Annotated in this window: 12 protein-coding genes; 9 read left to right on the top strand and 3 right to left on the bottom strand. The window is 73.2% G+C overall.

Annotated features, from left to right (window positions below; all coding sequences use genetic code 11):
- Nucleotides 1-135 precede the first annotated feature (135 nt).
- The 5 genes from NMK34_RS20810 (at nucleotide 136) to NMK34_RS20790 (ending at nucleotide 5,326) form a co-directional block, all read left to right on the top strand.
- Entirely contained in the window at nucleotides 136-651 is a 516-nt protein-coding gene (locus NMK34_RS20810) for a MarR family winged helix-turn-helix transcriptional regulator (protein WP_318336389.1), read from the top strand.
- Between the two features lie 2 nt (nucleotides 652-653).
- A complete protein-coding gene (locus NMK34_RS20805; RefSeq protein WP_412098904.1) occupies nucleotides 654-2,303 on the top strand; it encodes a CocE/NonD family hydrolase in 1,650 nt (549 codons plus the stop codon).
- Between the two features lie 170 nt (nucleotides 2,304-2,473).
- Nucleotides 2,474-3,382, top strand: a complete 909-nt coding sequence (locus NMK34_RS20800) for a hypothetical protein (protein ID WP_318334837.1) — start codon at nucleotides 2,474-2,476, stop codon at nucleotides 3,380-3,382.
- A 97-nt stretch (nucleotides 3,383-3,479) separates the two neighbouring features.
- A complete protein-coding gene (locus NMK34_RS20795) occupies nucleotides 3,480-4,055 on the top strand; it encodes a metalloregulator ArsR/SmtB family transcription factor (RefSeq protein ID WP_318334836.1) in 576 nt (191 codons plus the stop codon).
- Complete coding sequence (locus NMK34_RS20790; protein ID WP_318334835.1) at nucleotides 4,052-5,326, top strand: MFS transporter; 1,275 nt, start codon at nucleotides 4,052-4,054, stop codon at nucleotides 5,324-5,326. Before NMK34_RS20795 ends, NMK34_RS20790 begins: the two co-directional genes overlap by 4 nt.
- Nucleotides 5,327-5,375: 49 nt before the next feature.
- On the opposite strand, the gene NMK34_RS20785 is transcribed toward NMK34_RS20790, so the two are convergent.
- Nucleotides 5,376-5,579 (bottom strand): cold-shock protein, encoded by a 204-nt coding sequence (locus NMK34_RS20785; protein ID WP_013287480.1) that lies wholly within the window; start codon nucleotides 5,577-5,579, stop codon nucleotides 5,376-5,378.
- Nucleotides 5,580-5,759: 180 nt separating this feature from the next.
- Here NMK34_RS20785 and NMK34_RS20780 point away from each other — a divergent pair, with 180 nt between their 5' ends.
- Together NMK34_RS20780 and NMK34_RS20775 are read left to right on the top strand one after the other, a co-directional pair.
- Nucleotides 5,760-6,434, top strand: a complete 675-nt coding sequence (locus NMK34_RS20780) for a class I SAM-dependent methyltransferase (protein WP_318334834.1) — start codon at nucleotides 5,760-5,762, stop codon at nucleotides 6,432-6,434.
- Nucleotides 6,435-6,523: 89 nt separating this feature from the next.
- Nucleotides 6,524-7,132: a DedA family protein gene (locus NMK34_RS20775; protein ID WP_318334833.1), complete on the top strand. Its 609-nt coding sequence runs from the start codon at nucleotides 6,524-6,526 to the stop codon at nucleotides 7,130-7,132.
- 45 nt (nucleotides 7,133-7,177) lie between these two features.
- On the opposite strand, the gene NMK34_RS20770 is transcribed toward NMK34_RS20775, so the two are convergent.
- Nucleotides 7,178-7,831, bottom strand: coding sequence for an MBL fold metallo-hydrolase (locus tag NMK34_RS20770; protein ID WP_318334832.1), 654 nt, complete (start codon nucleotides 7,829-7,831; stop codon nucleotides 7,178-7,180).
- Between the two features lie 8 nt (nucleotides 7,832-7,839).
- Nucleotides 7,840-8,556, bottom strand: a complete 717-nt coding sequence (locus NMK34_RS20765; protein ID WP_030274151.1) for a maleylpyruvate isomerase family mycothiol-dependent enzyme — start codon at nucleotides 8,554-8,556, stop codon at nucleotides 7,840-7,842.
- A gap of 237 nt (nucleotides 8,557-8,793) precedes the next feature.
- Between NMK34_RS20765 and rsgA the strand changes: the two genes are divergently transcribed.
- Together rsgA and uvrA are read left to right on the top strand one after the other, a co-directional pair.
- Nucleotides 8,794-9,873, top strand: coding sequence for a ribosome small subunit-dependent GTPase A (rsgA, locus tag NMK34_RS20760; RefSeq protein WP_318334831.1), 1,080 nt, complete (start codon nucleotides 8,794-8,796; stop codon nucleotides 9,871-9,873).
- Between the two features lie 209 nt (nucleotides 9,874-10,082).
- Nucleotides 10,083-13,025, top strand: coding sequence for an excinuclease ABC subunit UvrA (gene uvrA, locus NMK34_RS20755; protein WP_318334830.1), 2,943 nt, complete (start codon nucleotides 10,083-10,085; stop codon nucleotides 13,023-13,025).
- Nucleotides 13,026-13,138 lie beyond the last annotated feature (113 nt).

Below are 13,138 nucleotides of genomic sequence, written 5' to 3'. Positions count from 1 at the left end.
TGATGCCCTCACATATTGGTCGCGGGGGATTCTCTTTGAACGAGTATCTTGATGAGCGAGATTATCCGGGGTGGTTCTATGCTGCAACCGGAACTGTTCGACAGGGGGTGGCGGCAAGCGGTGGCGGCGCACAGGATGTACCGGCGACGCGACGACCCACGCGGTCGCATGGTCGCCGACATCACAAACGACCTGCGCCGTTACTCGGTCGACGCGCAGCACATCGGGCACGCGTTCGCCGGGCTGCACGGGCTCAACGCCACCGACCTGTACGCCCTGATCGCGGTCATGGAGGCCGAGCTGGTGGGCGACCCGATCACCCCCGGCCGGCTCGGCGAGGCGCTCAACCTCTCCTCCGGCTCGGTGACCGCGCTCGTCGACCGGCTGGAGCGCGGTGGCCACATCCGGCGAGACCGGGACACCGCCGACCGCCGCAAGATCCTCCTGCACTACGCCGACCGGGGCGCCACGCTGGCGCAGAGCTTCTTCGGGCCGCTCGGCCGCCGTACCGACGAGGTGATGGACCGCTTCAGCGACGAGGAGCTGGCCGTGGTGCACCGGTTCATGGCCGAGATGGTGCACTCCATGCGTACCCACCGGGACGAGATCCGCGCCGCGCCGCGCCGTGGCGCCGGCTCCGGAGACGCCTGATCGTGTGGCTCGTCACCCGGGCGGCCACCGCGGCGCTGCGACTGCCCGCCGCACGCACCGGGCGGGTCGCCGTCACCCGGGACATCCCGGTCCGGGTACGCGACGGAGTGACGCTGCGCACCGACCACTACGCGCCCGGCCTGCCCGCCGCGCCGTGCGTGCTGATCCGCACCCCGTACGGGCGGGGCGGACCGGTCCGGCTGCTGGGCCGCCTGATCGCCGAGCGGGGCTTCCACGTGGTGATCCAGTCGTGCCGCGGCACGTTCGGCTCCGGCGGCGAGTTCGCGCCGCTGGTGCACGAGCGCGACGACGGTCTCGACACGCTCGACTGGCTGCGCCGCCAGCGGTGGTGGACCGGCGCGTTCGGCATGTTCGGCGCCAGCTACCAGGGCTTCGTGCAGTGGGCGCTGGCTGCCGAGGCGGGCGACGAGCTGCGCGCGATGGTCGCCGTGGTGACCGCGTCGGGCACCCGCGACTCGACGTACGCGGGAGAGTCGTTCGCCCTCGACACGGTGCTCACCTGGGCCGAGCTGCTCCAGGCGCAGACCGTGCCCTGGCTGGCCCGGCAGTGGGAACTCAAGCGCGGCCAGCCCCGCCTCGCCCGGGCCCTGGCGCACCTGCCGCTGGCCGAGGCCGACCGGGTCGCCACCGGCGTGACGGTGCCGTTCTTCCAGGAGTGGCTGCGCCACCACACCCCCGGCGCCGACTACTGGCGTACCCGGGTCTTCGGCGACCGGATCACCGAGGTCCGGGCCCCGGTGGCGATGGTCAGCGGCTGGCAGGACATCTTCCTGCCGGCCCAGCTCGACGACTACGCCCGCCTGCGGGCCGCCGGGACGCGGACCCGCCTGGTCGTCGGCCCGTGGACGCACGGCAGCCCGGGGCTGCTCCTGGCGTCGCTGCGGGAGGGCCTGGCCTGGCTCGACACCCACCTGGCCGGGCGGCCCGGGCCGGACCGCGCGCCGGTGCGGGTGCACGTCGGCGGCGTCGGCGGCGGCTGGCGCGACCTGCCGGACTGGCCGCCACCGGCCACACCCGCGCGATGGCATCTGCGATCCGCCGGCGGGCTGGCCCCGCAGCCGCAGGAGCACGGCGCACCGGACCGGATCTGGTACGACCCGGCCGACCCCACCCCGTCGCTCGGTGGCCCGCTGCTGGTGGCCCAGCGGGCCGGCGCGGTGGACAACCGGCCGGTCGAGGCGCGCCCGGACGTGCTCACGTACACCAGCGAGCCGCTGCGCGACCCGGTCGAGGTGGCCGGTCCGGTGGCCGCCGAGATCCACCTGCGCAGCGAACTGTCGTACCTGGACGTGTTCGTGCGTCTGTGCGACGTGGACCGGCGCGGGCGCTCGTGGAACGTCTGCGACGGCCTGGTCCGCGTCGAGCCCGGCCGGTTCCCGCGCGATCCGTCCGGAGTGGTCACCGTACCGGTCACGCTCTGGCCCACCGCGTACCGCTTCGCGCCCGGGCACCGGCTGCGCGTGCAGGTCTCCGGCGGCGCCCACCCGCGCTACGCGCGCAACCCCGGCACCGGTGAGCCGCTCGGCACCGCTGTGACCCTCCGTGCTGGATGGCGGGAGATCTTCCACGATCGCGAGCATCCCTCGGCACTGGTGCTGCCGCTCGTGCCGACACCGTCCACAGCGGGCTGATAGTTCAAAAAACCGCTCCTGAGCTGGGCATTTCTGCCTAACCGTGGTTAAGCTCGGAGCAAGTGCCCGGTGCCGTGCAGTTATCCGGCGGGGCGCGTCCGCGGATCGCACGTCATCACGCGGTGTGATTGTCGTGCCCTCGCCGGTCATCGATCGGAAGGGGATCTGCCATGACGTCGGCCCCGGCGAACCTGCTGGCCGTCCGGAATCTCTTACTCACCTACCTCAACGTCGACAAGAACGCCGTACGCGCCGACGACCTGGAGCCGGCGGAGGTCGGCATCGTCGGCGACGTCAACCACCGCGGCGGCTACCACTGCGGCTCCGACCGGGTCGTCACGAACGACTACTCGGTGGTGGAGTCCAACCGGGACCGGTCCGGGCTCACGCTGTACGCGTCGGCGCTGGACGTCGGCACGTTCTCCGTCCGCTCCGGTGGTGGCACGCACAACCTGCGGACGTTCTCCACCTGGATGGTGGCGCAGTGCGTGGCGAACGCCGCGGACACCCGGGACATCCGGGAGATCATCTACTCCCCGGACGGACGGACCGTACGCCGCTGGGACCGGCTGGGACGGCGTACCGGCGGCGACAGCAGCCACCTGTTCCACACCCACTTCAGCTTCTTCCGCGACTCCACGAAGGCGGGCCGGGACCAGACCCCGCTGTTCCGCCGCTACCTGACCGCGATCGGGATGATCGCCACCGCGAAACCGGAGGACGACATGGAACAGACCGACAAGCTCATCCGCGACACCGGCGCCGAGAACCGAACCGTCGGCGACGTCCTGGCCGACCTGCAGAACCTGCGCAACTGGCTCATCTCGCCGGTCAACACCACGGGGCTGGTCAACCCGCCCATGGCGAACTCGCCGTTGCAGCAGATGCTGGCGATGCTGCGCGCCTGGCCGGCACTGGTGGCACAGGTGAACGAGCTGTCCGGGAAGGACTTCACCGACGAGGAACAGATCGTCTCCGGGGTGCTGGCCGGGTTGCCGCCGGAGAAGATCGCCGAGGCCATCCCGCCGCAGATCGCCCGGGACGTGGCCGACGAACTGTCCCGCCGTCTGACCGCCTGACCGCCCGGCGCCGCGACGGTCCCGTCGCGGCGCCGCGGTTCCTCCCAATTCGCAAGAGGTGTTGCGCAACAGCTCTTGCGAATGTCAGACTCGCCGCATGGAACAGCCCTCCGTCCGGCAGGTCACCGACTCGCGGGTGCTCGCCGCACTCGCCCACCCCCTGCGCCGCCGGCTCATGGACGTGCTCAAGGTGTACGGCCCGTGCACCGTCGGCATGCTCGCCGAGCACACCGGCCAGGCGCCCGCGAACGTCAGCCACCACCTCAAGGTGCTCGCCGCCGCCGACCTGCTGGTCGAGGCGCCCGAACTGGCCCGCGACCGCCGGGAACGCTGGTGGCGGCTGCGCGACCGCGGGGTGCGCTGGTCCAACAGCGACTTCGACGACGACCCGGCGGCCCGGGTGGTGGCCGACGCCGCCAGCTCGCTCAACCTGGAGCGGCACGCCGAACTGGTCCGCGCCTGGCACTCGGCACCCGACGACGCGCACGCCGCGTGGGGGGAGGGGCCGTTCAGCACCGACAAGTGGCTGCACCTGACCCCCGACGAGCTGGCCGAACTCAGCCGCGAGGTGATCGCGCTGTTCGCCCGGTGGGCCGACCGGCCGGTGCCCGGGGACGGGCAGCGCCGCGAGCCGGTCTTCGTGTTCGCCCACGGCGTGCCGGGCCGGCCGTGACCGCTCCCGCGCGCACGTCCGGGCCGGTCGAGGCGCCGCCCGGGCGGCTGTTCCGGCACCGGGACTTCCGGCTCCTCTGGACCGGTCACACGGTCAGCGCCGTGGGCAGCAACATGACCGCCGTGGCGCTGCCGCTGGTCGCGGTAGCGGTGCTTGACGCGACCACGTTCCAGGTGGCGGTGCTCACCGCCGCGGCCTGGCTGCCGTGGCTGCTCGCCGGTCTGCCGGTCGGGGCGTGGGTCGACCGGGTCCGCCGGCGACCCGTGATGATCGCCGCCGACCTCGCCGCCGCGGCGCTGTTCGCGAGCGTGCCGGTGGCCGCCCTGGCCGGACTGCTCACCGTCGGGCACCTGCTGATCGTGGCGCTCGGCGCCGGCCTGGCCCGGGTCTTCTTCGAGACCGCCGACCAGGTCTACCTGCCCACGCTGCTGCGTCCGGAGCAGGTGCCCGAGGCCAACGCGCGGCTGCACGCCACCCAGACGGCGAGCTACCTGGTCGGGCCGGGGCTGGCCGGTCTGGTCGCCCAGCTGGTCGGCGCGGTGACAGCGGTGGCGCTGGACGCGTTCAGCTTCCTGCTGTCCGCACTGTGCCTGCGCCGAATCCGCGCTGACGAACCCCGCCCGCACCGTCCGGCCGGGTCTACGTCGCTGCGCCGCGAGGTCGCCGCCGGGCTGCGGTTCGTCGTCCGCGACCCGTACCTGCGGGTCCTGACGGTCTTCGGGGCGGCGAGCAACATCGGGCTCACCGGCTACCAGGCGGTGCTCGTGGTGTTCCTGGTCCGCTCGGCCGACCTGCCGGCGGGCCTCGTCGGCCTCCTGATCGGACTCGCCAGCCTCGGTGGTGTGATCGGCGCCGCGCTCGCCGCGCGCCTGTCCCGCCGGCTCGGCAGCGCCCGTACGCTGCTGGTCGCCGGCACCCTGACCGGCCCGCCCGCGCTGCTGATCCCGCTCGCCGGACCCGGCGCACGCACCGGCTGGCTGGTGCTCGGCGGCGTGCTGGTGAGCCTCGGCGTCGCCGTCGGCAACGTGGTGAAGGGCAGCTTCCGGCAGACGTACACGCCGCACCGGCTGCTCGGCCGGGTGACGGTGAGCATGCACCTGCTCAACTACGGCACCATTCCGCTGGCCGCCGTGCTCGCCGGGGCGCTGGGCGCGGTCTGGGGGCCGGGCGGCGCGATCCGGGCGATGACCGCCTGGCTGGCGCTGACCCCGCTGATCCTGCTGGCCGGGCCACTACGGAAACGGCGCGACCTGCCGGCCGCGCCGTCCTGAGGATGCACTGCGGCGGCGGTCGGACCCCGACCGCCGCCACCGGCACGCGTTACATCGGACGAACGTTGTCCGCCTGCGGGCCCTTCTGCCCCTGGGTCACCTCGAACTCGACCTTCTGACCCTCGTTCAGCTCGCGGTAGCCACTGCTCTGGATGGCCGAGTAGTGGACGAACACGTCCGGGCCTCCGCCGTCCTGCTCGATGAAGCCGAAGCCCTTTTCCGAGTTGAACCACTTGACCGTGCCGGTTGCCATGCGTCTCTCCCTGTTCAATGCGGGCGAGCATCGGCTCCGCGGCCGGTGATCGCCCTGTACCACCCCGACAGTAACCGTCCGGACCGGAATCCGCTGCCGGAAGCGCGCGGCGCGCCCGTGAATACGTGCGGGACCGGAAAAAGACCCCGCCGTCGGGCGGGGCGCGGCATGCTTGCCCCGATGAGCAGGCAGACGGCTCTGGCCGACCTGGAGCAGGAGATCGCGGCGCCCGGCGCGGGCCCGGACCGCCTGCGCCTGGTCGGTACGCCGTTCGTGCCGGAGGTGCGCCTGCACCTGGCCGAGGACGCCATCCTGTGGTGGGCCCGGATGGAGGCCGCCGCCGGGCGGCCGCTGCCGCCGCCGTACTGGGCGTCGGTGTGGGCCGGTGGGCAGGCGCTCGCCCGGCACCTGCTGGACCACCCGGAGCTGGCCGCCGGGCGGCGGGTGCTCGACCTGGGCGCCGGATCGGGACTGGTCGCCATCGCCGCCGCGCTCGCCGGGGCCGACGAGGTGGTCGCGAACGACATCGACCCGTACGCGGTGGCCGCGGTCACCGTCAACGCGCGAGCCAACCGGGTCCGGGTGACGGCCGACGGCGCCGACCTGCTCGACGGGGTGGCGGGCGCCGACCTGCTGGTGGCCGGGGACGCGCTCTACGACGCGGGGCTGGCCGCCCGGGTCCTGCCCTACCTGCGGCGGTGTGCCGCACACGGGGTACAGGTGCTGGTCGGCGACCCGGACCGGGGCCACCTGCCGCCGGACGGGCTGGAACTGGTGGCCAGCTATCCGGTGCCGACCACGGAACCCTCCGTCGACTCCCCGGTACGCCGGGTGCAGGTGCTGCGCCCCCGCTGACCCTAGGGGTCTCCCCGGTCGGGTGTCGGGGACCACTGGGGGATCATGCCCGATGTGCCGGCGTGCCGCCGCCGCATAGCGTGCAGCTCATGAACGAACTCGTGGCCGCCGCCGGTGAGCTGCCCACCACCCTGCTGATGGGGCTGCTCGGCGTGGTCATGATCGCCGACGCCGTACCCCTGATCGGGGTGCTGGTGCCCGGCGACGCCGCGGTCCTCGCGGCGGTCGGCGCGGGTCGCCCGGCCGGAGGGGCGCTCACCGTCGCGGCGGTGGTCGCCGGCTGCCTGGCCGGCTGGTCGCTGAGCTTCTTCGCCGGCCGGCGCTGGGGCGGGCGGCTGCGGGACAGCCGGGTGGGCGGCTGGATCGGCGAGTCCCGCTGGGCCGCCGCCGAGACGCTGCTGCACCGCGGCGGCGGACGGATCGTGCTGGTGGCGCCGTTCCTGCCGGTGTTCAACGCGTTGCTGCCGCTGGCCGCGGGCGGGCTGCGGATGTCGTACCGGCGGTTCCTGGTCTGCGCGGCGGCCGGGGCCACCGCGTGGGCCGGCCTCTACGTGGCGCTGGGGCTCGCCGCGCGGGCACTGACCGGCCTGCTGCCCGCGGCGCTCAACCCCACGGTGCTGACCATGGCGGTCGGGCTGCTGCTGGCCGGCCCGGTGCTGCTCGCCACCCGGCGGCGGCTGCGGGCGGTCACCGGCTGACCGCGCCCGGCCCGGCCGTCACGGGGGAGGCCGGACCGGGCGTGCTCACCAGCCGCGGGCGCGCCACTGCGGCACCGCGGGCCGCTCGGCGCCGATGGCGCTGTCCTTGCCGTGGCCCGGATAGAACCAGGTGTCGTCCGGCAGCCGGTCGAAGAGCTTGGCCTCGACGTCGTCGATGAGCCGGCCGAAACGCTCCGGGTCCTGGTCCGTGTTGCCCACGCCACCCGGGAAGAGCGAGTCACCGGTGAAGAGGTGCGGGGTGCCGGCCGGGTCGCGGTAGAGCAGCGCGATCGAGCCCGGCGTGTGCCCGCGCAGGTGGATGACCTCCAGCGTACAGTCGCCGACCGGCACCGTGTCGCCGTCGGCGAGCCGCTCGGCCTCGATCGGCAGGCCCTCGGCGTCGTCGGCGTGCACCAGCGCCCGTGCCCCGGTCTTTGCCACCACCTCCTCCAGCGCGACCCAGTGGTCCATGTGCTGGTGGGTGGTCACCACGGCGGCCAGCCCGCCGTCACCGACCAGCTCCAGCAGGCGCGGCGCCTCGTTCGCGGCGTCGATCAGCACCTGCTCGCCGGTGGCGTTGCAGCGCAGCAGATAGGCGTTGTTGTCCATCGGGCCCACCGACAGCTTGGTGACGGTGAGCCGGTCGAGCTCGCGCACGGCCGGCGGACCGCCAGGCGTGACGTCTCCGGTGTAGGTCATGACGATGTTCAGATCCATTCCGGTGGGTTCGGCAGGGGGCCGTCGGGTTCGACGGTGAGCAGCTCGCCCGCGCCCCGGCCGGTCAGCCAGGCGGCGAGTTCCGGCGCGGGGCCGGTGACCGTGGGCGCCCCCTCCGGGTCACCCACGACGAGTTCGGACGCCGCGCCGTCGAAACGCAGCACCATGGCCGGTGCCGCCGGGTTGCCGGCCAGCCCGGTCACCACCTCGTGCAGCAGCCGCTGGGCGAACGCCTCCGGCCAGTCCGCGGGCCGGTAACCGGCCGCCAGGTCGACGTGGTGCACCTCGACCTCGCGCAGCCGCCCCCAGACCAGCATCGCCGCCGGCCACGGGCCGCGCCGGGTCTGCACCGTGGCGCCCCAGGCGTCGACGGGCATCGCCGCGACCGCCGCGTCGAAGCGCTGGCCGCTGCGGCGTACGTCGTCCAGCAGGTCGGCCGGGCCGCGGTCGGCGCCGGCGTCGATGTCGTCGGCGCGGGCCTGCGCCGAGGCGTACATCGGGATCTCCTCGCCGGTGCGCGCCGAGGTGAGCAGGTTGACGAACCCGTCGGCGTTGCGGGCCAGGTGGGTGAGCACGTGCGCGCGGGTCCAGCCCGGCAGCAGTGAGGGCGCCGCGACGTCCGCGGCGGTCAGGCCGGACACGGTACGCAGCAGCCGGTCGTTCGCCTCGGCCAGCGGGCCGGTCAGCAGCAGGGGGTCGGCGGTCATCGCGTTCTCACCCGTCCGACCCTAGCGGGCCGGACCGGGCCGTGCCCGGGGGGAAATCGCTTTCGGCGCGTCGGCGCGGCACCTACCGTCGGGGCCGACGACATCGGACCGGCGCCGCACGCGCCGGGGTCCACGTCGTCGCGAACGCGGCACCGGGAGTCGGAGGGGAGGTGGTGTGCATGCCGGTCGCAGCGCGTGTGTTCCGCCGTATCTCCCCTCGACACCGATGAGGACACCATGACTCTCGATCTGACCGCCCTCGGCTGGGACGCCGGCTGGGCGGCCCATCTCGACCGGCGCGCCGGCCACCGTCACGGGCGGGTCGCCCGGGTGGACCGGGGCGTCTGCACCGTGCTGTGCCCGCAGGGGCCGGTGCGGGCCAGCCTCGGTGGCGGCGTGCTGTCCGCCGCCGCCCGCGATCTGACGGCGCTGCCCTGCGCGGGTGACTGGGTGCTGCTGTCCACCTGGCCGGACGGCCCGGTCACGGTGGAGACGGTGCTGCCGCGGCGTACCGCGCTGGTGCGGCGCACCGCCGGCAAGGACTCCAGCGGCCAGGTGCTGGCCGCCAACCTCGACGCCGCCGCGGTGGTCGAGCCGGTGCACCCGGAACCGGACGCCGCGCGGATCGAACGGCTGCTCTCCCTGGTGCACGAATCCGGGGCGGAGCCGCTCGTCGTGCTCACCAAGGCCGACCTGGCCGCCGATCCGGCGGCGGTGGCCCGGCAACTGGCCGACCTCGCGCCGGGGGTGCCGGTGCTGCCGGTCAGCGCCGAGCGGGGCACCGGGCTGGCGCCGCTGCGCCGGCACGTCGCCCCGGGCCGCACGCTCGGCCTGCTCGGCCCCTCCGGGGCCGGCAAGTCGAGCCTGGTCAACGCGCTGGCCGGCGCGGACGTGATGCGTACCCAGGCGATCCGCCGGGTCGACGGCAAGGGCCGGCACACCACCACCTGGCGGTCGCTGGTGCCGCTGCCGGGTGGGGGAGCGGTGCTGGACACCCCCGGCGTACGGGCGGTCGGCCTGCTCGACGGCGCGGCCGGGCTGGACCGGGCGTTCGCCGACATCACCGCGCTGGCCGCCAGCTGCCGGTACGCCGACTGCGCCCACGACGCCGAGCCGGGCTGCGCGGTGCGGGCCGCGCTGGACGACGGCGAGCTGCCGGTGCGCCGCTGGGAGAGCTGGCGGCGGCTGCAGCGGGAGATCGAGCACGAGGGCGGTCGCCGCGCGGCCCGGCTGGCGGCCGAACGGCGGGGCGGATGGCGGGCCGGGCGGCGACGTACCGGACGTCCGGCGACCCCGCCCGCACCAGGGGCATTCTGAGCCGGCCCGGGCCGGTCGGGTGGACCTGCGTGGTTCGCGCCCGACCGGCCTGAGCTGGGGGAATGTTCGCGCGACGGAAGTTGTCATACGTCGGGGCTAGAGTTGCCGGGGCGTCTTCTCTGCGCCCCCGACAACCTGTGAAAACCACCCAGACCCGGCGTCTGGTGCACAGATCCGCCTCATATTCTTCTTCCGGGAGCACACGCACCGTGGCCGACCGACTGATCATCCGTGGCGCGCGCGAGCACAACCTGCGTGACGTCAGTCTCGACCTGCCCCGGGACGCCCTGATCGTCTTCACCGGGCTCTCCGGTTCGGGCAAGTCGAGCCTGGCGTTCGACACCATCTTCGCCGAGGGGCAGCGCCGCTACGTCGAGTCGCTGTCGTCGTACGCCCGGCAGTTCCTGGGCCAGATGGACAAGCCCGACGTCGACTTCATCGAGGGCCTCAGTCCCGCCGTCTCCATCGACCAGAAGTCCACCTCGCGAAACCCGCGTTCCACCGTCGGCACCATCACCGAGGTCTACGACTACCTCCGCCTGCTGTTCGCCCGCATCGGCGAGCCGCACTGCCCGATCTGCGGCGAGCGGATCTCCAAGCAGAGCCCGCAGCAGATCGTCGACCGGGTCCTGGCCATGGCCGAGGGCACCCGGTTCATGGTGCTCGCGCCGGTGGTGCGCGGCCGCAAGGGCGAGTACGTCGACCTGTTCGCCGAACTCCAGGCCAAGGGCTACGCCCGGGCCCGGGTCGACGGCGTGGTGCACCCGCTCACCGAGCCGCCGAAGCTCAAGAAGCAGGAGAAGCACACCATCGAGGTGGTGATCGACCGGCTCAGCGTCAAGCCGAGCGCCAAGCAGCGGCTGACCGACTCGGTCGAGGCCGCGCTCGGTCTCTCCGGTGGCCTGGTGCTGCTCGACTTCGTCGACCTGGCGGAGGACGACCCGGCCCGGGAGCGCCGCTACTCCGAGCACCTGGCCTGCCCGAACGACCACCCGCTCGCCATCGAGGATCTGGAACCCCGGGTCTTCTCCTTCAACGCCCCGTACGGCGCCTGCCCGGAGTGCACCGGCCTGGGCACCAAGAAGGAGGTGGACCCGGAGCTGGTCATCCCCGACCCGGAGCGCACGCTGCGCGAGGGCGCGATCCAGCCCTGGGCCACCGGGCACAACCTCGAATACTTCCTGCGGCTGCTGGAGGCGCTCGGCGAGGCCGAGCACTTCGACATCGACACCCCGTGGCGGGCGCTGCCGTCGCGGGCGCAGAAGACGATCCTGCACGGCTCCGACGACCAGGTGCACGTGCGCTACCGCAACAAGTACGGCCGCGAGCGTTCCTACTACACCGGCTTCGAGGGCGTGGTGCAGTGGATCGAGCGCCGGCACACCGACACCGAGTCGGAGTGGTCCCGGGACAAGTACGAGGGCTACATGCGGGACGTGCCCTGCGCGGCCTGCGGCGGCACCCGGCTCAAGCCGGAGGTGCTCGCGGTCACCCTGGCGGGCAAGAGCATCGCCGAGGTCTGCAACCTCTCCGTCGGCGAGGCGGCCGACCTGCTCGCCGGCATCGAGCTGACCGACCGGCAGAAGATGATCGCCGAGCGGGTCCTCAAGGAGATCAACGCCCGGCTGAAGTTCCTGCTCGACGTCGGTCTGGACTACCTCTCGCTGGACCGCCCGGCCGGCACGCTCTCCGGCGGTGAGGCCCAGCGCATCCGGCTGGCCACCCAGATCGGCTCCGGCCTGGTCGGCGTGCTCTACGTGCTCGACGAGCCGTCGATCGGCCTGCACCAGCGCGACAACCACCGGCTCATCGAGACGCTGCTGCGGCTGCGCGGCCTGGGCAACACGCTGATCGTGGTCGAGCACGACGAGGACACCATCCGGGTGGCGGACTGGATCGTCGACATCGGCCCGGGCGCGGGCGAGCACGGCGGCAAGATCGTGCACAGCGGGTCGGTGCCGGCGCTGCTGGACAACACCGAGTCGGTCACCGGGGCGTACCTGGCCGGGCGGAAGTCCATCCCGACGCCGGCCGCCCGCCGGCCGCAGACGCCGGGGCGCGAACTGGTGGTGCACGGCGCGCGCGAGCACAACCTGCGCAACCTCACCGTGAGCTTCCCGCTCGGCCAGCTCATCGCGGTCACCGGCGTCAGCGGCTCGGGCAAGTCGACGCTGGTGAACGACATCCTCTACACCGTGCTCGCCAACCAGATCAACGGCGCCCGGCTGGTGCCCGGCCGGCACACGCGGATCACCGGCCTGGAGAACGTGGACAAGGTCGTCGGCGTGGACCAGTCGCCGATCGGGCGGACGCCGCGCTCCAACCCCGCCACGTACACCGGTGTCTGGGACCACATCCGCAAGCTCTTCGCCGAGACCACCGAGGCCAAGGTGCGCGGGTACGGCCCGGGCCGGTTCTCGTTCAACGTCAAGGGCGGGCGCTGCGAGGCGTGCTCCGGTGACGGCACGATCAAGATCGAGATGAACTTCCTGCCGGACGTCTACGTCCCCTGCGAGGTGTGCAAGGGCGCGCGCTACAACCGCGAGACGCTCGAGGTGCACTACAAGGGCAAGACGGTCGCCGAGGTGCTGGACATGCCGATCGAGGAGGCGGCCGAGTTCTTCTCCGCCATCCCGGCCATCCACCGGCACCTCAGGACGCTCGTCGACGTCGGCCTCGGCTACGTCCGCCTCGGCCAGCCCGCTCCGACGCTGTCCGGCGGTGAGGCGCAGCGCGTCAAGCTCGCCTCCGAACTCCAGAAGCGCTCCACCGGCCGCACCGTCTACGTGCTCGACGAGCCCACCACCGGCCTGCACTTCGAGGACATCCGCAAGCTGCTGATGGTGCTGGAGGGCCTGGTCGACAAGGGCAACACGGTCATCACCATCGAGCACAACCTCGACGTGATCAAGACGGCCGACTGGCTCATCGACATGGGCCCCGAGGGCGGCCACCGGGGCGGCACCGTGCTCGCCACCGGCACGCCGGAGGAGGTCGCCGAGGTGCCGGAGAGCCACACCGGGCAGTTCCTGCGGCCGATCCTCAAGCTCGACGGCGAGGCCAAGGGCGCCAAGGCGGCCACCACCCGGGCGGCCAAGGCCAACGGCAGCGCCAAGTCGCGGACCCGCAAGGTCCCCGCCGGGGCGCGCTGACCCATCCGGTACGCGTTTTCGCAGGCCGGGCCGTCGGTGCCCGGTCTGTGACGCGCCAGTATGAACCGTGCCCCACGCTGGTGCGTGTTTCCGCAGTAAGCCGAGAGAAAGGC

The sequence above is a fragment of the Micromonospora sp. BRA006-A genome (assembly GCF_033433935.1).
In the GTDB taxonomy this organism is placed as follows: Bacteria; Actinomycetota; Actinomycetes; order Mycobacteriales; family Micromonosporaceae; genus Micromonospora; species Micromonospora aurantiaca.
The sequence above is the reverse complement of the archived record's forward strand: the minus strand, read 5'-3'. Positions and strand labels throughout refer to the sequence as shown.

Bases quoted from the DNA above. Each gene is read 5' to 3' on its own strand.
- rsgA (WP_318334831.1), top strand. From the start codon at position 8,794: ATGACTCTCGATCTGACCGCCCTCGGCTGGGACGCCGGCTGGGCGGCC.
- NMK34_RS20800 (WP_318334837.1), top strand. From the start codon at position 2,474: ATGACGTCGGCCCCGGCGAACCTGCTGGCCGTCCGGAATCTCTTACTC.
- NMK34_RS20785 (WP_013287480.1), bottom strand. From the start codon at position 5,579: ATGGCAACCGGCACGGTCAAGTGGTTCAACTCGGAAAAGGGCTTCGGC.
- NMK34_RS20770 (WP_318334832.1), bottom strand. From the start codon at position 7,831: ATGACCTACACCGGAGACGTCACGCCTGGCGGTCCGCCGGCCGTGCGC.
- NMK34_RS20775 (WP_318334833.1), top strand. From the start codon at position 6,524: ATGAACGAACTCGTGGCCGCCGCCGGTGAGCTGCCCACCACCCTGCTG.
- NMK34_RS20810 (WP_318336389.1), top strand. From the start codon at position 136: ATGTACCGGCGACGCGACGACCCACGCGGTCGCATGGTCGCCGACATC.
- NMK34_RS20795 (WP_318334836.1), top strand. From the start codon at position 3,480: ATGGAACAGCCCTCCGTCCGGCAGGTCACCGACTCGCGGGTGCTCGCC.
- NMK34_RS20765 (WP_030274151.1), bottom strand. From the start codon at position 8,556: ATGACCGCCGACCCCCTGCTGCTGACCGGCCCGCTGGCCGAGGCGAAC.
- NMK34_RS20780 (WP_318334834.1), top strand. From the start codon at position 5,760: ATGAGCAGGCAGACGGCTCTGGCCGACCTGGAGCAGGAGATCGCGGCG.